This window comes from Proteiniborus sp. MB09-C3 (assembly GCF_030263895.1).
Classification (GTDB): domain Bacteria; phylum Bacillota; class Clostridia; order Tissierellales; family Proteiniboraceae; genus Proteiniborus.
On sequence record NZ_CP127161.1, the window covers coordinates 3059754 to 3080222 of the forward strand.

19 protein-coding genes, 1 pseudogene and 1 other annotated feature are annotated in these 20469 nt (G+C 32.5%); of the genes and pseudogenes, 6 read left to right on the top strand and 14 right to left on the bottom strand.

The features are described from left to right. Positions 1-189: 189 nt before the first annotated feature. Positions 190-1914 carry a sigma-54 interaction domain-containing protein gene (locus QO263_RS15250; protein ID WP_285623185.1) on the top strand — a complete coding sequence of 575 codons (1725 nt, stop codon included), beginning with the start codon at positions 190-192 and terminating at the stop codon, positions 1912-1914. A 20-nt stretch (positions 1915-1934) separates the two neighbouring features. Here QO263_RS15250 and QO263_RS15255 read toward each other — a convergent pair whose 3' ends face one another. Further along, positions 1935-2423: a pyridoxamine 5'-phosphate oxidase family protein gene (locus tag QO263_RS15255; protein ID WP_285623187.1), complete on the bottom strand. Its 489-nt coding sequence runs from the start codon at positions 2421-2423 to the stop codon at positions 1935-1937. 186 nt (positions 2424-2609) lie between these two features. Between QO263_RS15255 and QO263_RS15260 the strand changes: the two genes are divergently transcribed. Next, on the top strand, positions 2610-3554 hold the full coding sequence (locus QO263_RS15260) for a Na/Pi cotransporter family protein (RefSeq protein WP_285623189.1): 945 nt from the start codon (positions 2610-2612) through the stop codon (positions 3552-3554). A 45-nt stretch (positions 3555-3599) separates the two neighbouring features. Here the strand turns inward: QO263_RS15260 and QO263_RS15265 are convergent, their stop codons facing one another. After that, a complete protein-coding gene (locus tag QO263_RS15265; protein ID WP_285623192.1) occupies positions 3600-4724 on the bottom strand; it encodes a polysaccharide deacetylase family protein in 1125 nt (374 codons plus the stop codon). 270 nt (positions 4725-4994) lie between these two features. On the opposite strand from QO263_RS15265, the gene QO263_RS15270 reads away from it, so the two are divergent. Both QO263_RS15270 and QO263_RS15275 read left to right on the top strand, forming a co-directional pair. Continuing rightward, complete coding sequence (locus tag QO263_RS15270; RefSeq protein WP_285623194.1) at positions 4995-5198, top strand: alpha/beta-type small acid-soluble spore protein; 204 nt, start codon at positions 4995-4997, stop codon at positions 5196-5198. A 170-nt stretch (positions 5199-5368) separates the two neighbouring features. Continuing rightward, positions 5369-5899 (top strand): DUF4364 family protein, encoded by a 531-nt coding sequence (locus tag QO263_RS15275; protein ID WP_285623196.1) that lies wholly within the window; start codon positions 5369-5371, stop codon positions 5897-5899. Positions 5900-5943: 44 nt separating this feature from the next. Here QO263_RS15275 and QO263_RS15280 read toward each other — a convergent pair whose 3' ends face one another. The 7 genes from QO263_RS15280 to pgsA all read right to left on the bottom strand — a co-directional run bounded on the left by QO263_RS15280 (position 5944) and on the right by pgsA (position 14158). Beyond that, positions 5944-6870: a YncE family protein gene (locus tag QO263_RS15280; protein WP_285623198.1), complete on the bottom strand. Its 927-nt coding sequence runs from the start codon at positions 6868-6870 to the stop codon at positions 5944-5946. A 98-nt stretch (positions 6871-6968) separates the two neighbouring features. Next, the gene (locus QO263_RS15285; RefSeq protein ID WP_285623201.1) at positions 6969-7199 is read right to left on the bottom strand and encodes a hypothetical protein; all 231 of its coding nucleotides are present in this window, start codon (positions 7197-7199) and stop codon (positions 6969-6971) included. A 55-nt stretch (positions 7200-7254) separates the two neighbouring features. Next, positions 7255-8553, bottom strand: a complete 1299-nt coding sequence (locus QO263_RS15290) for a bifunctional folylpolyglutamate synthase/dihydrofolate synthase (RefSeq protein WP_285623202.1) — start codon at positions 8551-8553, stop codon at positions 7255-7257. An 87-nt stretch (positions 8554-8640) separates the two neighbouring features. Beyond that, on the bottom strand, positions 8641-10278 hold the full coding sequence (locus QO263_RS15295) for a hypothetical protein (RefSeq protein WP_285623204.1): 1638 nt from the start codon (positions 10276-10278) through the stop codon (positions 8641-8643). Positions 10279-10443: 165 nt separating this feature from the next. Then, positions 10444-13086, bottom strand: coding sequence for a valine--tRNA ligase (locus QO263_RS15300; RefSeq protein WP_285623206.1), 2643 nt, complete (start codon positions 13084-13086; stop codon positions 10444-10446). A 38-nt stretch (positions 13087-13124) separates the two neighbouring features. Then, positions 13125-13295, bottom strand: coding sequence for a hypothetical protein (locus QO263_RS15305; RefSeq protein ID WP_285623207.1), 171 nt, complete (start codon positions 13293-13295; stop codon positions 13125-13127). 45 nt (positions 13296-13340) lie between these two features. Beyond that, positions 13341-13565, bottom strand: a binding site (T-box leader). Between the two features lie 47 nt (positions 13566-13612). Continuing rightward, positions 13613-14158: a CDP-diacylglycerol--glycerol-3-phosphate 3-phosphatidyltransferase gene (gene pgsA / locus QO263_RS15310; RefSeq protein WP_285623209.1), complete on the bottom strand. Its 546-nt coding sequence runs from the start codon at positions 14156-14158 to the stop codon at positions 13613-13615. 295 nt (positions 14159-14453) lie between these two features. Here pgsA and QO263_RS15315 point away from each other — a divergent pair, with 295 nt between their 5' ends. Next, positions 14454-15464, top strand: a complete 1011-nt coding sequence (locus tag QO263_RS15315) for an ABC transporter substrate-binding protein (RefSeq protein WP_352168907.1) — start codon at positions 14454-14456, stop codon at positions 15462-15464. Between the two features lie 162 nt (positions 15465-15626). Here QO263_RS15315 and QO263_RS15320 read toward each other — a convergent pair whose 3' ends face one another. The 3 genes from QO263_RS15320 to QO263_RS15330 form a co-directional block, all read right to left on the bottom strand. Beyond that, positions 15627-16373, bottom strand: a complete 747-nt coding sequence (locus tag QO263_RS15320; RefSeq protein WP_285623214.1) for an AAA family ATPase — start codon at positions 16371-16373, stop codon at positions 15627-15629. A gap of 117 nt (positions 16374-16490) precedes the next feature. Next, a complete protein-coding gene (locus tag QO263_RS15325) occupies positions 16491-17159 on the bottom strand; it encodes an HAD family hydrolase (RefSeq protein WP_285623216.1) in 669 nt (222 codons plus the stop codon). Between the two features lie 105 nt (positions 17160-17264). Further along, positions 17265-17600, bottom strand: coding sequence for a GNAT family N-acetyltransferase (locus QO263_RS15330; protein ID WP_285623218.1), 336 nt, complete (start codon positions 17598-17600; stop codon positions 17265-17267). Positions 17601-17878: 278 nt separating this feature from the next. Between QO263_RS15330 and QO263_RS15335 the strand changes: the two are divergent. Next, positions 17879-19125: pseudogene (locus tag QO263_RS15335) on the top strand (IS110 family RNA-guided transposase). Positions 19126-19208: 83 nt separating this feature from the next. Here the strand turns inward: QO263_RS15335 and QO263_RS15340 are convergent. After that, the gene (locus QO263_RS15340; protein ID WP_285623220.1) at positions 19209-19397 is read right to left on the bottom strand and encodes a hypothetical protein; all 189 of its coding nucleotides are present in this window, start codon (positions 19395-19397) and stop codon (positions 19209-19211) included. Between the two features lie 84 nt (positions 19398-19481). Next, on the bottom strand, positions 19482-20336 hold the full coding sequence (locus QO263_RS15345; RefSeq protein WP_285623222.1) for a class I SAM-dependent methyltransferase: 855 nt from the start codon (positions 20334-20336) through the stop codon (positions 19482-19484). Positions 20337-20469 lie beyond the last annotated feature (133 nt).

A 20469-nucleotide genomic window follows, 5' to 3' on the forward strand; every position in this document is an offset into this window, starting at 1 on the left:
TACTATGTAACAATCTAAGTGCAAAGATTCGACAATGTTCGATGTATATTGTAAGTATAGCATGATTTTTCTTTGAAAATATCAGCAGCTACACTTGTTATCTACTTTAAATTTTGGAATTTTTTATATGCAAATTTGCATATATAGCTTAATAGCAAAACTGTACACAAAAGGAGGAATGTTTTACCAATGAATAATACTTTTACATCTGTAGGTACTGCACCATTTGGCTTTGCAATAATAAATAAAGAGTATAAGGTACAATACCTTAATGATGACTTCTCAAGGATTTTACAATACTCAAAGGAAAGCGTTTTGAACAAAAATTTAGAGCTTTTTCTGCCACATATTAAAAGCTTTACTTTGAAAGCTGATTCTGAAATAAAAAAAATACGAACTTCTTTGGGACAAGAAATTGCTGTTCAAACAAAATGCATTCCTAATCTAATGAAGGATAATTTTTTAGTATTCTGCTATGATTTCTCAAATTATGAGTTTTTACTCAAGCAATTAAATGAATCCAATGAAAAAATATATCTTTATCAATCAATGTTAAATAATTTACAGGATGGGATTTTTGTAACTGATGAGAAGGGTAAAACATTGTTTGTAAATGATGCATTTTTATCATTATCAGGGCTAAAAAGATATGATATTATCGGTAAAACTGTATACTATCTAATGAGTCACAAAATTGTCCCTAACTCTTGCTGCGCTAAGGTACTAGAAACCAAATCGCCTTCCTCAACCTTAAATCACTATTACCATGGAAAAAGCTGCCTCGTTTCTGGCAGCCCAGTTCTTGATTCTAATAATCAGCTTAAAATGGTGGTTTCTGTTATAAGAGATGTTTCTGAACTTGAACTACTAAGGCAAAGACTCGAAGCAGAAAAATCTTTAGCCTTAAGTTATAAAGCTAAACTAAAGCAGCTAGAAGAGAACAACCACTCACAGCCTTTAGTTACTAAAAGCAAACCCATGACCGATATTTATGAAAAAGCTTTTAAGGTGGCAAATATAGACAGTTCTGTACTCATACTTGGAGAAACTGGGGTTGGCAAAGACTTTTTAGCTAATTATATACACAAAATAAGTAAAAGAAGTGAAGAAGGCCCTTTTTTAAAAATCAACTGTGGAGCTATTCCTGAGCACTTACTAGAATCTGAGTTGTTTGGATATGAGGCAGGAGCTTTTACTGGAGCTAGCAGAAATGGAAAAGCTGGGCTATTTGAATTAGCGAACAATGGAACTCTTTTTTTAGATGAAATTGGCGATATGCCTTATAGCTTGCAGGTAAAGCTATTAAGTGCTATACAGGATAAGAAAATGTATCGAATTGGAGGCAGTAAAGTTATTAACTTTAATTGTAGAATAATAGCTGCTACAAATGCAGATCTATTAGAATTAGTTGAGCAGAAAAGGTTTCGTATTGATTTATACTATCGTCTAAATGTTATAAATGTAACTATACCACCTTTGAGACATAGAAAAGAAGATATTATACCTTTAGCTATGGAATTTTTAAATCAGTTCAATGAACAGTATGGAAACAGTAGGTATTTTGCTTCTAAAACTCTAGAACTGTTCTTAATCTATGATTGGCCTGGAAATATAAGAGAAATGAAAAACCTAGTAGAAAGACTAGTCGTAATATCAGACAAAAATTGTATTGAACCGGAAATGTTTTATGAGCAAATTTTAGATAAGTCAAAAATCAATTATGAAAGTTTTTTTGTTAGAAGCTTAAGTAAAGAAAGTATAGAGCAGGGCAATCTCAAGCAAAAACTTGAAAGCTACGAAGCTCATTTAGTAAAAGAAGCTATAGATAAATTTAGAACTTTAAAAGAAGCATCCGATTATTTAGACATAGATTTATCAACACTTGTACGAAAAAAGAAAAAGTATAATATCTGAAAAGCTGTGGATGCCACAGCTTAATGCATAGATAGCACTCTATCCTGCTTTTCTATGACCTGATCGTTCTTGAGGATTTGCTTAGTCCTGTCTCCATTCAAGGCATCTAGATATACTATTTCATCAGGTATTATTTTAATAATATTTATCCAATCTTTTTCTATAGCTAATAGCTGCTCATATGGAGCATGCTTTTTAGCTTCATCTACTAAATCTGAATGCTTCAGACTAGTATGCGCCTGGCCAAATACCTGCACTCCCTTTATCTTTTTATAATCTAAATACTCTGTATTCACTAGTAGACACACATTGGGATTATCCTGAATATTGTTGAATTTGTCCCCTCCAGAGGATATCACATATATGTCCATATTATCTCCAGTAAAATATTGTACAGGGCTGCATCTAGGTATATTGTTTCCGCATGTGGCTAATGAAGCTAGATTGTTTTCATCTAAAAACTGTTTAATATTGTGTTTTAGTTCTGCAGTATTGAGTCTTTTATCCATTTTCCCACCTCTTTTTTGTTTTTATAGTCACAATTATTATTTACAATTGAAGAAAAAATAATCTGCCTATACAGAATTAAGATAGTTTGTTAGATAGCTTACACCTTTTTTGTATTAGTCAAAAAAAACAGACATATACATTAATTATATGCTTGTAAAGATTTTGTATAGGAGGAAGCTAGTCTGATGAGAAATATTTATCTTGTTTCATTTTTAGGTATTGCTGGAGGGCTTACATTGTTTCTATTTGGTATTAGTCAGATGTCTAAATCCTTTGAAGGAGTTATCTCATATAAAATAAAGCATAGAATAGATAAGATTACATCAAGTAAAATAGGTGGAGTTTTTATAGGTATTTTTATCACTGCCCTTCTTCATAGCAGTAGTGCAACCACGATTATTGTTATTAGCTTAGTTCATGGAAATCTATTAAGCATATATAACTCTATCCCTATAATAATGGGAGCAAATATCGGAACCACATTTACTGCCCAATTATTAGCCTTTGAAGTTCAAAATATTTCAATATATCTTTTTATGGCAGGAATATTGTTGATGATTGTTTTGAGAAATAAAAAACATCATATAATATGGAAAATCGTGTTAAGTCTAGCTTTTATCTTTGCAGGCATGGATGTAATCACTTATTCTATATCTCAAATTAAATCTACAAAATTCTTTTTTAGTATTATAAGATATCTTAGCAGAAGTAAAGGCATGTCAATATTGGCAGGCTTTATATTAACTGCTGTTATTCAAAGCAGCACAACTGGTATAACTATACTTCAGGTAATGACTGCTAGTAATATTATAAGCATTGAATCTGCAATTCCAATTATTTTGGGTCAAAACATTGGTACCTGTGTAGATACTGTTATAGGAAGTCTTGCGACAAATAAAGTAGGTAAACAGGCAGCTTTTGTGCATGTACTGTTTAATTTATCTGGTGTAATCATTTTTTATTTTTTAATTGATTATTTTTGTGCATTTGTTGTAAAATTATCTCCTAATAATCCTGCGAGACAGATAGCTAATGCTCATACAATATTCAATATAGTAACCACTATTATTTTGCTTCCTTTTTCGTCTATATTGCTGTATATTTCTCAAAAAGTAATTGGAGAGAAATAAAATATAAATACACAATTTTTATTAAGGCAAAAGGAGTAGGAAACCCTACTCCTCATAAATATAAAGTTCTTTATCGCCTAGCTTATCCTTGTCCACTTTTTCTTCCAGTTTTTTTGGAACTGTCACTATATCTGGATTTCCGTCGCTTATATATCTTCTATCTGGATTTTTATCCATTACTGCAAGCCAGTCATACATTCCAACACCATCTACCTTCGTTTCACTTGCCCTTACTCTATGTATTGAATAAGGATCAAAGGCTTTATCTATAGGTGATACAGATGGGTCCCAGCCAACATTTAAGACTGCAATGTTTTCATAAGATTTTCCTTCATATTCTCCTTTCTGAAGATATGAATACAATGATTTATCCTTAGGCCTTGCACCGTAGCTAAGTGCATAGGTGTTTACTTTATAGCCTGAAACATAGCTTTCTAAAAATGCTGCCTGCTCACCTATAACCTTTTGAATCTTATTAGCATCATTAATCTTGGACATATCATTATGCTCTAATGTATGGTTTCCGATATCAAATCCTTTTTCTACTAAATAGTTTAATTTGTATTCTACTAATTCTGGCTGTCTAAAAGGATTTGAACCAAATACAAAAAATGTAGCCTTTAACGGAAAATCTGGATGCTCTCTGCTAAATTCCTCTAAAATTCCTACTACACAATCAGGGTCAACTATTTTTTCTCCATCTTTCTCAATGATATTGAAATTGTTCTGATTTCCATCATCAAAAGTTAATACTACTGGTGTTAACCCAGCTTCAACATTGATATTATTATTGACAAAATCCTCAAGGCTAATAGGTCTATATCCCTTTTCATATAGTGTTTTTAAATCTTTTTTGAAATTTTCTGGAGTTCTAACCCATTCGGCCTCTTCTTTTCCTATATTGTGATACATAAGCACCATTATCTGTCCTGCTTCATTTGGTTTAAGAGACAAATCAATTTTTTCTTTTGGATCTACATAGCTATTTTCTTCTTCATCTTTCTCTTGTTCATTTTCATTGTTATCTACTTTTCCTTCATTATTTTGCTGAGCTTGATTGTCTGACATAGAATCATTATCTGCTTTTGTTTTACTAGTATTTCCTGAACATCCTGCTACTAACAATAAAAGAATTAATGCAATTGAAATGAATTTAATTGTTTTCCTCAATATTTTTCTCCTCCTTTGTAATTGATTGCATTTTTTTAAACTTTATATCTATAATATTATTATATTGAAAATAAGTTGTTTAAGCTATATTATATTGATGACAATTCGGTTACATTTACGATTTCAAATGTAAAATTTTGTTAATTTTTTCTATATACTATCCTTCCTTAGTATTAATTGCTAGAATATAGAGTATGTCTGCTGGTTATATTATTAATACAACATCAAGATGATGTTGCATTATAAAAAAATCTATTTGGAGGGAAAAACATGGCTGGATCAAATAGAATAGTAGTTCCTGAAGCAAGAATGGCTTTAAACCAAATGAAAGCTGAAATCGCTAGCGAGCTAGGTTTAACTAACTATGAATCAATAGATAAAGGAAACCTAAGCTCAAGACAAAATGGATACGTTGGCGGTTATATGACTAAGAGATTAGTAGAAACAGCTCAAAGAAGCTTAGCAGGTAAATAACAATATAAGTAAAAATATAAAAAAAAGAGAAGTGGCATTATACCGCTTCTCTTTTTTTTATGATATAATATACCTTATATTATGATTTTTTATATTTATGTAATTCATTATCAGATGTATAAGTAATTTCAATCCAAAATATGCCATTTATGGTTTAGAAGGTGATAAATATGTTTGTTGACAATAGTAAAGAATTAGCACAGTATAAGCTTCTTATTTTATACATACTAGATAATGCTGAAATCCCAATGAACAACTCAGAAATTACTCAATTTTTACTAGAAAATAACTATATGAATTATTTCCTAGCGCAACAGTTTATAAGTGAACTAGTAAGCTCTAAATTTATTGAGTTTTCTACAAAGGATGGACAAGAGTACTATCATCTGTCCCGTGCAGGAAGGGATACTCTTAGCTTTTTCAACGATAGGATACCTCAATCCCTAAAAGATGAGGTAAACAAAAAATATCAAAAGAAAAAAGAAGAAATGATAAAGGATAGCCAAATCGTCGGAAATTATTATAAAAAAAATGAATCAGAATATATTGTAAATTTAAAGGTAATAGAAAAAGACATTAATTTATTTAGTATGTCATTAAATGTCGTTTCAAATAAACAGGCAAAAATGATATGCAATAACTGGAAAGAAAGTCCTCATGAAATTTACAAAAAAATAATAGAACTGTTAATAGATGAATAGCCTGCTAGATGCAGGCTATTTTTTTCTTGTTATTTCTTTGATGATTAAATTATGATTAAACCATTAGGTTCAATACCAACATTTAAGCTGCATATTATTTTACTCTTAGGATAATTAAAAATCACAACCCTATTATTAAGCGCATCAGAAATAAATAGTTCATCATTCTTCTTTATTATATTGTTTGGCATCCCACCTATGTTATATGCAGACCTTATTTTATATTCAAATAAATCGACTTCATACAAATAGCCATCCTCTACATTAGTTACATATGCTGTTTTTTTATCCTCTGTAATAACCATATCGACTATTACTCCCTGTACGTCAATCACTTTAATTTCCTTTTCTTCCTTCAATGAATATATTATTAGTTTACTATCTACCATACCATTAGAAGGCGGGGATAATACAAACATAATATCATCATCAATAGCAACATGAACTGGATTATATTTCAACTTGATTTTTCTTTCAGTATTTTGAGACAAATCAATTATATCTATACTATATCCATTGTTATTTGAAATAAATAATCTGTTGTTTATTTTATCTACTTTTATATCATGAGGTCTCTCACCTGCTGGAATATTCTCAATTACATTAAATGCACTTTCTTCTATTACAGATATTGAATTCGAATCGCTATTTGTTACATATATTAAACCGTTGTGACGAACTAAATGACTAGGAAAGCTGCCTACAAATACCATGTCCTCTGTTTTTTTAAAAGTAATATTTATTTTATATACACTATTGTTATAAGAATTTGCAGAGTAAATAATATTATCCTCTTTAAAGCATATATGATGAGGTCCTACATATGGCCCGTTGGAGGTTTCTTTATCCTTTATTTTCATTGACTCACTGAGATATATAGTATCTAATAAGCTATAAGTATCAATATTGATAATAGATATTGAATCACTACCTGTATTTGCAACTATAAGTTTATTTCCACGCAGCTCCAAACTTATCACCTCTCCCAATTCACTTATATATCAGTCTATGCTTTATATTTATTTTTGTGATTTTGTGATTAGGAGAAAAAAATAGATGCATATAGCATCTATTTGAAATCTAGCAATATATTCTTTATCATTGTATTTTTTTCTACTGTTAAATCTCTTAGCTTTATTTCCTTTATTAGGTTATTAAGTATTGCAATTTGTGACATATATCTATAATCATCATATTCATAAGGCATTTGCTTTATCTCACTAATTATGTCAAGAGTTGTTTCTATTAGTTCTTTATCATCTAATCTTTTATACCGCCTAAACTCTAGTACGATTGCCAACCCCTCCTATTGAATAGAATAATACTATTTTATTCAATAAAGAGTATAAATATGATTACTGCATTTTATTTACTATTGTTCTCACATCTCCGATTAAATACAAAGAACCAGAAAATACAATCAAATCCTTTTCAGTTGCTTGTTCAAAGGCTATTTGTACAGCTTTTTCTATATTACTTTCTATAATTATATTACCATTATATTTTTTAATTTTTGCTGCCAAGTCATCTGCCTTCATTGCTCTAAATATATTAGCCTCTGTAACAACTACCTTATCTGCAATTGGAACTAGTTCTTCTATCATATGGTCTACATCCTTATCTGCTAATATAGCCACACCTAATATAAGCCTGTCATAGCTAAATATGTCCTTTAAAGTCTTTTTAAGTGCCTGTATACCTTGAATATTATGGGCACCATCAATGAGAAATGTTGGATTTCTTCTTAAAACCTCAAGCCTTCCACTCCACTTTGTTCCCTTCAGACCTTTTCTAATGGCTTCATCTGTTATAGACATATATCCTTCTTCTCTAAGAGCCAATATTGTTGTTAATGCAGTTGCCGCATTTTGTAGCTGATGTGTGCCTATAAGCTGAATTTCTAAATCAGGCATCTTAATATTTTTATATTCAAAGCTAAATTTACTTCCAAATTCAGTAGCCTCTATAATCTCTAAATTTACTATAGGAACAAATGCAAGCTTGGCATTTTTCTCTTCTGCTACTTTAATTATAACTTCCTGCGCTTCTTTATCCTGTGGATAGCTAATTATAAACCCATTATCCTTTATTATTCCTGCCTTTTCATAGGCAATTTTTCCTATGGTATCACCTAGTATATCCGTATGATCCATTGAAATAGTTGTAATAACCGATGCTAAGGAGCTTTCAATGACATTTGTAGAGTCAAATCTACCCCCAAGACCTACCTCAAGAACGACAAAATCAACATTTTCTTCTTTATAATATTGCATAGCTATAGCAGTTACTATTTCAAATTCTGTTGGGTGAGTCATACCCTTAGCTAGCATTACATCAACCTTTTCCTTTACTTTTAAGGTTATTTTAGCTAAGCTGTCATCATCTATGTCTTGATTATTTATCCTCATTCTCTCGTTAAATACCTCTAAATAGGGCGATGTAAATAATCCTACTTTATATCCTCCTTCTACAAGGATATTTGCAATAAAAGATGATGTAGACCCCTTGCCATTAGTACCTGCCACATGGATAAATTTAAGGTCATTATGTGGATTACCTAGTAATCCCAACAATTCTCTTATGTTGTCAAGCCCGAGCTTACTACCAAATTTTTTTGTCCCATGTATATATTCTATAGCTTCTCTGTAGTTCATCTTCTCACTCCTGTAAGTTTTATCTTCTATATTGTATACTTAATTTTTGTTTTGTACAATATAGAAAGGTGCTAACTTGGCTAGTGTTTAAAATAGGTACGGTGTAAATAGATAATTAATAAAAATATGATAATACATTAAAAACATTGCATACACTTTATAGCCCTGAGGCTCATCAGCTTCTTTTTTATAAGTAAAGGCAAAGAATCCAGCCAATACTGCAAACAATAAAGGTATCCCATATTTAACTGAATCTAAAGTAAGAAATTCAGGCATAATGTATGCTTTTTTATAGTAAAAGTCCATTGAAGTAATCTGAAATATGAAGTGAATTATCATGCCTATGAATAAATATAGGTTGTATTTTTTCTCCATTACGCTATACCACATAAACATACACAATAGCCATATAATCGAAGGAAAAATATTAAATAATCTTGCCCCTACAGAAACTATTAGCAGATTTACTAGATATGGAGCTTCTTCTGCAATGGCTCCTTTAACATCTTCCGTTGTCAGTTTTGCATTATCCTTTAGAACAACTTCATCATTGCTTGTTCCCATAACTACTGTAGATCCAAAGCCTCCAGATTCATTCCACAATACATAATCATCATTATTATCTCTCAAAACAATTACTTGATTAGACCACTTGTTAGTATTGGATACTAGCTCAGCACTATTGAATCCGTCTTTTATAAGATTAAGCTTTATAACATTTGAATCAGCAGTTCTGGGATCTAAGTTGCTAGGTGCTGTAGTGAATACTGTCACTCCATTATGCTGATTGTCCAACATAACCGGCGTACTTGAAAACTCCCTAACCTTTACGTCTATTGCCCATCTAGTCTTCAGTTCATCAAAAAGTTCCTTAGTTCCTTTACTATATCCATTAATTATATAAGTATAGCTAGTTTTATCATCTCCTTGAACAGATGAAATGGAATAGACATAATCTTTATCTATCGCTAATGCTATATCCTTTATCTGGTTCTTTACTTCAAGCATAGATGTCATAAACAATGAGCTATCCCATTTACTATCCTTATATTCAGCGATATAAACTTCTTTTTTTGAATCATTCTCTTTAAATGCAACCGTTTGTAAATATACAACACTATTATTAGTCTTTATGTTAACCATTTGTACTTTGCTTAAATCAGAAGGGCCTCCAAGTTCATTAATTTCTCCATTTAAATCTTCATAAATGCTTACTTTACCATCTGAAAACACAACTGCTAAATACCTATTATCCTCAGTTATATCAAAGTCTATGACATTTTTATGAAGCTCATGGACCTGACCAAATTTCTTGCTTTTATCATCTAAAACTGATGTGTACAGGATATTTTCTTTATTATCTCTCCAATACAATTTTTTTCCCACAAGCTGTATATCCTCAGAGTAAATTCGATTTATATTTAGCTTATCAATACTAGCCTCATATTCATCTTCAACCTGCATATTTCTTTTAAGCTTTGTTATCTTTAGCCTTTCTTTACCTTCATTTACTGGTGATAAAATTATTATATTGCCTTCCTCAGTCATATCTGCTACAATTTCTCTTGCATAAGAAGTGGTATTTACTATAAAACTCCTACTCCAATTTTGTGAAGGTTGTCTAGCCATAATTATTGCATTGAAGCTTATATGCATTAGTGAAATAAGTAAAAACGAAATTATAAAAAATAAAAACAGTTTAATCGAAAAATTCTTTTTTCTCAACCTAGCTTCACCCCCATTTTCTATATTATACCACCTCGATAGTTTTTTGAATATTTAAAATTTTTTAACTTTATTTGATTTTTATTAATAAAATGTAACAACAAAACTCATCAGCTATAGATAAAAGCCGATGAGTTTTTATGCTTTATTTTCACTTTTTGTATCCTATTTTCTTAGGCTAGTTAATCTATCTAATACCTTTTCCATCATTTGCTGATACTTTATCTCTTTCTCTTTTTCTTGTTCAATTACTTGCTTTGGAGCTTTGCTAACAAAGCCTTCATTCGATAGCTTCCCCTTTACTCTCTTAATCTCGCCTTCAAGCTTTTCTCTTTCTTTTTCTAATCTCTCTATTTCCTTTTCTATATCAACTAACTCTTCTAGTGGCAAGAAAATAGTACAATTCCCTACTACAGCTGACATAGCATCATCACTGATATTTTCCTTACCTTCTACTATCTCAATATCTGAAGCAGATGCAAGAGTTTTGAAAAATCTTTCTGATGAGCCAAGAATACTCTTTAATTCACTATCAGTAGTCATAAATATAGCCTTTGCTTTTTTTGAAGGAACTACATTCATTTCTGCTCTAATGTTTCTTATGCTTTTAACTGCTTCCATTATGAATTCTATAAACTTTTCTGCATCATTATAGTCTTTATTCTCATCATATACAGGCCAGCTTTCAACAATTAGGTCATTAGTTTTTCCTGGCAAATGCCCCCATATTTCCTCTGTGATATATGGAATAAATGGATGTAGAAGCTTTAATATATCTTTTAGTACTGCTAAGAGTACATATTTTGCTGTTTCTTTATCCTCCAAGTCTTCACTGAATAATCTTGGTTTAACCATTTCAATATACCAGTCACAATATTCATTCCAAGTGAAATCATATATCTTTTGTGCTGCTATACCTAATTCAAACTTTCTCAAGTTTTCAGTTACTTCCTTTGTTACAGTATTAGCTCTTGAAATAATCCATTTATCCTCCTCTGAAAGCTGTAGTTTTTCTCCACCTTCAGGAGTATTAGTACTATCTAAATGCATTAGAACAAATCTAGATGCATTCCATAATTTGTTTGCAAAGTTCCTGCTAGACTCAACTCTTTCAATGTAAAATCTCATATCATTTCCAGGTGTATTTCCAGTTACTAGGGAAAATCTCAAAGCATCTGCTCCATACTGTTCAATTAAGTCAAGAGGGTCTATTCCATTTCCAAGGGATTTACTCATCTTTCTTCCCTGAGAATCTCTTACAAGACCTGTAAAGAACACATTTTCAAAAGGCAGTTCACCAATATACTCCAAGCCTGAAAACACCATTCTTATAACCCAGAAAAAGATTATGTCATATCCTGTCACTAATACATCTGTAGGATAGAAGTATTTTAACTCCTCCGTATTTTCTGGCCAGCCTAATGTTGAAAAAGGCCATAATGCAGATGAAAACCATGTATCAAGAGTATCTGGATCTTGAATAATATTTGTACTTCCACAGCTGCATTTTTCTGGCTTCTCTGTAGAAACCATAACTTCATTGCAGTCCTGACAATAATATACTGGAAGTCTATGCCCCCACCATAATTGTCTTGATATACACCAGTCTCTTAAATTTTCCAGCCAATTTAAATAAATTTTTCCGAATCTCTCAGGTATAAATTTAAGCTTTCCTTCCTTATATGCATCTATTGCAGGCCCAATTAATGGCTGCATTTTTACAAACCATTGCTTTGATATTATTGGCTCTACTACTGTACTACATCTTTCGCAATGGCCTACATTATTAGTGTGTTCTTTTATTTCAACTAGATATCCTTGTTCCTCTAAGTCCTTTATTATTTCCTTCCTAGCTTCATATCTTTCTAAGCCATTATATTTTCCACCATGTTCATTGATATGACCATGATCATCCATCACTCTAAGCTGCCCAAGATTGTGTCTTGCACCAACCTCAAAGTCATTTGGATCGTGGGAAGGTGTTATCTTAACTGCACCTGTTCCAAACTCCTTCTCAACATACTCATCAGCTATTATTGGTATTTCTCTGTTGACTAATGGCAGAACTAATGTCTTACCTACTAAGCTTGAATATCTTTCATCCTCTGGATGTACTGCTACTGCTAAGTCACCTAGCATTGTTTCAGGTCTTGTGGTAGCTATAACGATGTATTCATCACTATCTTTAACTGGATATTTTATATGCCATAGCTTTCCTTGAGACTCCTCGTGTTCAACCTCTGCATCAGAAAGTGCAGTTCCACAGCTAGGACACCAGTTGATTATTCTGTCTCCTCTATATATTAGTCCCTTATCATAAAGCCTAATAAATGCTTCTTCAACAGCTTTACTTAAGCCTTCGTCTAAAGTAAATCTTTCCTTCGACCAGTCACAGGAAACTCCTAGCTTTCTCAGCTGATTTCTAATATTTCCACCATATTTTTCTGTCCAATCCCAGGCTTCCTCAAGAAACTTTTCTCTTCCAAGCTCATACTTATTTTTCCCTTCGGATTCAATTTTAGCAACTACTCTTGCCTCTGTAGATATGCTGGCGTGGTCTGTTCCGGGTAGCCAAAGTGCCTCATAGCCCTCCATTCTTTTCCATCTAATGAGTATATCTTGAATTGCACCATTTAATGCATGCCCCATGTGAAGATTACCAGTAACATTTGGAGGAGGCATCATTATTGTAAATGGCTTTTTCTCCTTATTAACATCTGCTTTAAAATGGCCTTTCCCGTTCCAATATTTATAAATTCTTTCTTCAAATTCCTTAGGATCATAAGTTTTTGCTAATCCTTCACTCATATAAAAAACCTCCTTGTAATAAGTCTTATTGATAATACCTATTTACCAAAAATCATTAATATAGTTGCTGCAATAGTTAGACCTAAGCCTATTAGCTTGGCTGTTAGTAAAGATTGTAATGTAGTTATCTTGCCTCGCTTAAAAAGTATATCAGCTCCAAAAATAAAAGCTGTCCCTGCAATAATTAACAATACTCCTAATTTAAACATGAAACCCATCACATCCTATAAAATAATAAAAGCCCCTCGTCACAATATAAGGACGAAGGGCCGTAATCGCGGTACCACCTTATTTCCAGATATAAAAATATCTAGCTCTCATTAAAATAACGGTTACAAACCGTTCAAGCCTACTGCATTTTTTCAGCTTGAAAGCTCAGAAGCTACCTTCAGTAAACATTTCCTAGTAAAGTCTTTCAGCCTATGGACTCTACTCTCTTTGTAGGTTATTTACTTACTCCTCTTCATCATTGCAATTAATATATTGATTTTAATTATTTCCATGATATATAACAAAGTTAAATTTGTCAATATGTTTTAATGTTTTTATTGTCCTTTCTTACTTCCTTAAAGCCGAAGAAGTAATTGATAAAAGCTATTAAGGTTAGAACTACAGCAATCAAAATAAGCAAAAAATTTATTGTTTCGGGAAAATTAAAAGCTATTGACAAAATAGCTACATAAAAGGCTATTGTGGCAATCTTCCCAAATTTATTTGCGGGAATAAGGGTTTTATCAACACTACAATAGAGAAATAAGGCTCCTATTACCATTAACATTTCCTTTATACCTACTACTATTATTACCCAAATAGGTATATATGATTTACTCGTAAAGCATATTAATACAGTTAATTGCATTAGTTTATCTGCTAAGGGATCCATAGCAACTCCCCATTTTGTTACCATATGATAAGTTCTAGCAATATAGCCATCTAAAACGTCTGTAACACCAGCTAAGGCAAATACAAGAGCTGCATACAGCACATTATTTTCTAAGGATGAATAAAATACAATTACAAAAATAGGAACAAGGAAAAATCTAACAGTCGTTAAGATATTTGGTATATTCATATGTCACCTCATTTAGTTATTTTAATATAAAATTTAACTGTATAATATATATTATATTTTTAAAGACTATTTGAGCAACAATAGTAGAATTAATAGTTATCTAAATATATTATTAGCTTTGAATTTTATATTAAATAATATTCTATTCCATTATATGAAAATCCTGCAAATTTTCATAATTTCTTATGCATTTTATGTCTCAGTAAATAGCTTTTAATATCTAATTTCATTTTGTAACCTTTCCTAAAAAAATGAATATTATAAAATAATCTATTTATTATATACAAGGAGGGGTATGATGTCAAAGCTAAAGCTAATTTCAATAGTTTTACTTATAATAACCTTAGCAGCTACATTTTTGATGGGATGTCAAAAAAGCGCTGCTCTCAAAGACATAAGGTTAATCGAAGTGACCCACTCAGTTTTCTATGCGCCTCAATATGTGGCTATTGATAAAGGCTTCTTTGAAGAGGAAGGCCTAAAAATTGAGCTGATTAACGGAAAAGGTGCAGACAAATGCATGACTGCAATACTTAGTGGTGAGGCTGAAATAGGATTTATGGGTCCAGAGGCAACTATATATGTTTACAATCAAAATAAGGAAGACTTTGCAATTAATTTTGCACAACTAACTCAAAAAGATGGTTCTTTTTTAGTTGCCAGAGAGCCAGATCCTAATTTTACATTCGACAAATTACGCGGAAAATCTATAATTGGTGGACGTAAAGGCGGTATGCCAGAAATGACTCTAGAATATGTAATTAAAAAGCACGGTCTGCAACCAGGAACTGATTTAGAGGTACGTACTGATGTACAGTTCGATATAATGGCAGGTGCTTTTACTGCTGGAGAAGGAGATTATGTAACATTATTTGAGCCAGTAGCTTCTCAATTAGAGAAAGAAGGAAAAGGATATATAGTTGCATCTATAGGTGCAGAGGGAGGATATATTCCATATACCTGCTATAGTGCTAAGAAAAGCTATATGGAAAAAAATCCTGATGTCATACAACGCTTTACTAACGCTATTTATAAAGGTATGCTTTGGGTTCAGTCTCATTCAGCAGAAGAGGTTGCAGATGCCCTACAGTCTCAGTTTATTGAAACAGACAGAGAAATATTAATAAGCCTAGTTCAAAGATACAAAGATCAGGATACTTGGAAGCCAGACCTTGTGCTAACTGAAGATGGTCTAAATCATATGATGGACATCATGGAACTAGCTGGTGAATTGGAACAAAGAGCTGATTATAATAAAGTAGTAAATACTGAATTTGCTAAAAAAGCTATGGACAATATAAAATAAATGAAAGCCTCGGAATTGGTTAACTTCCGGGGCTTAATTTATCCCAATCAAGAGGACTGGTTGTTGATAGCTTTTTTAAATTCATCTCGCTTCTCCATGCTTTATATAAATTATCGTACCATATCATCATGTTCTAACAATATTTATGTTGTTTCTACAAATTTAATTTTCTAACAAAATCTTGAGCATCCCTTCAGTATTATTAATGAAGCTTTTCATTACTTGATAATGCTCGGTGTCATGATATGTAACTCTCTCATATCCACCCTCAATATTGTAAATTGTTGAATTTGGATATGCCATAATAATTGGAGAATGTGTCGCTATTATAAATTGAGAATTATCTGATACCAGCTCATGTATTCTGCTTACAAGTGCCATCTGTCTTGTAGGCGATAATGCAGCTTCTGGTTCATCAAGGATATATAATCCATTACCCTCAAACCTATTCATTATCAATGACATAAAAGACTCACCATGGGATTGTTTATGCAATGATACCCCACCATAAGAATCAATTACTCGAGGCCAAGCGCCATCCTTGTCTAACTCATCAATATTTGAGGCTACATTATAAAAGCTTTCTGCCCTAAAGAAAAATCCATCCTTCGCTCTTTTAACTCCCCTTGTAACCTGAATGTATTCAGATAATGCTGAATGTGTTTCATTGGTGGCAAACCTAAAGTTTTTACTTCCACCTTCTGGGTTAAAGCCGTATGCAACTGCTATAGCTTCAAGCAAGGTTGACTTTCCTGTTCCATTCTCTCCGACTATAAAAGTAACACATGGATTCATTTCCAGTCTAGTTAGCTCTTTGATTGCTTTCAATGAAAATGGATAGCTATTTGTTAAATGTTTTCTATCTAGTTCAATTGCTCTAATATATTGATATAGACTTGACTCTAACATATAATCCCAACTCTCACTAATATTTATAATATAGATACAATCCTCCGCTGCTCAAACAATTTGAACTTCAAAAAAAATTATCCAGCTTCCTACTTTGATATTCTATATATCTTTCATTTAAAAATTTTCTTCAGTCATAATAAACTTCTTAAATGATTCAACAGTTGTAAAATAGTAGTCTGAATTATTTTTCATGTATTTCTGTATATCTGGTATTATATGAGACCATCCTGCTCCTGCAAATTTTACATTACAGCTTCTTGCCATATCTAACCCAGGCTTTAAATCATCTACTACTAATACTTCATGTCTATCAAAATTAAATCTCTTCATAATCTCCAATATTGGATAAGGATTTGGTTTCCTTTGATGTTCTTCTAAATCCCAGCCAAATATTAAATCGGGGGTAAGATTACAGTTCAACATATAATCTCTAGCTATTTGTTCACTTTCAGAATGAGAAACCACACATATTATACCACCTAATTTTTTATACTCTTTTATTAATTCAGGAAAACCTGCGTAAAAATCAGGCGACTTTGACTTTGTGTAGCTTTTCCATATTCTATATTGATATTCCTGCTCAGCTTTACTGAACTTCAATATGTCTTTACATAATTCTGAAAAACCGGGATTAAAACAATAGGAAACAAATTCTTCTAAGCTTAAAAGTTCCTTTTCAGGTCTTAGTGTTTTTAGTGCTTCTATAAAAGAAGGGTAATGGATGTCTGGTGTACTTTTAACTACTGTATCATCATGGTCTAGAATTAAGCAACGGTATTTCAACTTAATCCCTCCCTATTCCAATTATTTTCCTAACTTTACGAATTATTTTCTTGATTTATGCCAAGCCTCAAGGCTTTAACTCCTATTACTATCTTTAACTCGAGATTATAAGGTTTTAATCATATGTACCATGCCTGGAACATATCCGAGTTTTTGATTCAGCACAATCATATTATGATTATTATAATGAGTTGTTGTATGTATAGTTTTGATACCCTCTTGTCTGCACCATTTTTCTAATAGCTCTTTTAGTTTGGTTGCTATTCCCTGTCTCCTGTAATCTCTAGCTACATACAATGATAGTATCATGACACTGTCCTGAGGTTTCTCTTGTTTGCATGCCCAAATGAAACCTTGAATCTTATCTTGCTCATCTTCTGCAATCATAAGAAATAAATCTTCATTTTTATAGCCATTCCTTTCGCTTCGCTCAAGGCACAAAACGTAATGAAAAAGTGCTTTTGAGCGTTATTTGTTTTATAATTAACCCCATAGGGATTTCGGTAAACTACAAATCACGGGGAGGTGAGTGGGCTGTCTGACTTGTCAGATGACCGTATTTTTATATGTGTAGAACGCCTTTTCAAGCACAAATAAGTGTACCTTAGAGTACGTAACCTTATCTTTGTTTAAACAATCTCGTTTAAATGCCAGGCGTTCAGTCAATGCCGTATCTCCCTATAATTCTTATGAACTTTCTAGTTCAGAAAGGAGTCCCTATGGCTTTAAAAATCGTGTACAAAATCTGCTGCGGAATTGATGTTCACAAAACTTTTGTTGTAGCCTGCATCGCTTCCACCGATAAACAAGGTGTTACCACCTACAAGAGCCATCGCTTTTCCACCTACACCAAAGGTCTGAAAGAGCTGTTACAATGGCTGCTTGAATCTAATTGTAAGGATGTCTGCATGGAATCTACAGGTAAATACTGGATTCCCGTGTACAACGTCTTGGAAAAAGACTGTTCTATTGTGCTTGCACATCCTAAATACGTTAAGGCTATTCGTGGTAAAAAACTGACAAGAAAGATGCTAAATGGATTGCTGACCTGTTTAAGCATGATCTTGTTGCCGGTAGCTTTATGCCCCCTGCTGATATTCGCCAGCTACGCGACCTTATGCGCTATCGTTACAAACTAACCTGCTTTATGTCCAGTGAAAAGAACCGTCTTCAAAACTGTCTCACGGTTTCCAACATTCAATTGTCTTCCGTTGTCTCCGACACTTTTGGTAAAAGTGCTCAAAAGATTCTGAATAAGATTCTTGAAAATCCTCTAGATACTTCATTCGATATTGAACCTTTAATTCACGGCTCTATGAAGGGTAAAATTCCTGAATTACAGCTCGCCGTTGATGGGCATATCTCCCCGCAACAGGCTGGTAAATTAAAGATTATCAAGAAGCACTTTGAAGATTTGGAATCCCGGAAATCAGAGTTAGAAGAACTGATTCTTGTGCTCGCCAGCCCCTATCAACAAGAACTCGACCTAATCCTAACCGCTCCATCTTTTAAAAACATCTTCTCTGCAATCACAATCATTTCAGAGATTGGTGTTAATATGGAGGCTTTTCCTTCGGCGAAACACTTGTGTTCATGGGCAGGGCTTACACCTACCAACAATGAAAGTGCAGGGAAGAAAAAATCTGTCCGGGTTTCCAAAGCTGGATGCTATATTAAACCACTTCTTGTTCAATGTGCCAACTCTGTGGTTAAAAGTGAAAAGCATCCAGAAATCCGTAACCGCTACCTTCGTTTAAGAAAGCGTCGTGGTCACAAGAAGGCAATCATTGCAATAGCAAGAATGCTTCTAACAGCATTATACAACATGTTGAAGAAAAATGAACCATACAATGCTGAACTTTACAGAAACTCTGACGTTATTCCTGTCAATCGCGAGATTACTGTAGAGCAGGCTATACAATTAGCAAAATTCCAAGGTTACAGAATTAAGTCAGCTACTGAATAACCTTAATTTTGTCTATATATTCAATTTTTTGAAGCCACCGCAAGACGGCTTGTTTGCTATGCCCTTAAGTGAAGTGCCAATCCCTAGTTTTCTTTTTCAACCTTGGTACTCTGAATTTTCTGTAATGTTTCATCTATATCTGTAGTTGAAGCCCTGTAATCTGGAATCCATATTTTAGGTGTAGTATTATGCCACTTAGCAATCTGATATAAAGTTTCGCTTATTTCCTTTTTTATACTGCTTTTATCTATATGAACTCTTCTATAATTCATTGTTAATTCCTCCTGTCAAAGTTAGAATATCATTCATATTTAGCAAAATCATTTCAGCACTGTTTAGAACTTTCTTAGCTATGGTTATTTTTCAGTTATAAACAAAAGATGATTGCTTGCACCTAAGAATTCAGGTTTTTCACAACAGTAATAATGATAATTTAGCCATTGTCTATAATTTTCATCATTCATATTGTTTATCTTATCTGCTAACAGCTCACTTAATCCATCAGCAGCAACCTCTGCACTAATTCTTAAATTTGAACCTTTTAGTAGACTCCTGCAATCTTCTACTGTATGAAAAACAAAAGGAAAGTCTTTAACCTTGAAATTTTCATGATTATACGCATCCCCCTGTAAAAATTCAGGATTATAGCACATAGTTTCTGTTACGATAACCATATCATTAGAAATGAATGCGAAAAACATCTTTCCATTATCCTTACAAACTCGTTTCACTTCAGCTATGCATTTCATCCTATCTTCAATTCTAGCTAAATGATACAACGGACCAAAGCATAAAACAATATCATAGCTTTTATCTTCAACCATAGAAATATCCATGGCATTGCCTTGAAACACTTCAAGAGACATCCCTGAAACAATTTTTTCTTTAATTTGAGAAACATGTTTTTCTACTAGCTCGATTGCTGTTACCTCATATCCTTTACTTGCAAAATATAAGCTATATTCTCCTGTTCCAGCTCCTAGGTCCAATATTTTCATTCCGTGCTTAAGATGTTTTTCGATCTGTCTTACTGTTGTCAAGAACTCAACCTGAGTTGCTTTTGTAGACAATCTTGTGCCTTCGTCAAAGATATTATAAATAGCTGAAATTCTCTCTTCTTCCTTTTCTATCTTTAAAATATCCTCAATTTTCATATTCAACATCTCCTCGTCTATTAATAAAACTACTTTAACTGCATTCACTTCTAACATACCTTTATCTCTGTATCTTCTTTAAATCTTAAATAATTCAATATGTTATGTTGGCTAATTTACATTTCAGTTACTAAATTTTTTTGTCCCTATATAGCATTATACTGGACGTACATGTATCATTTCCTACTAT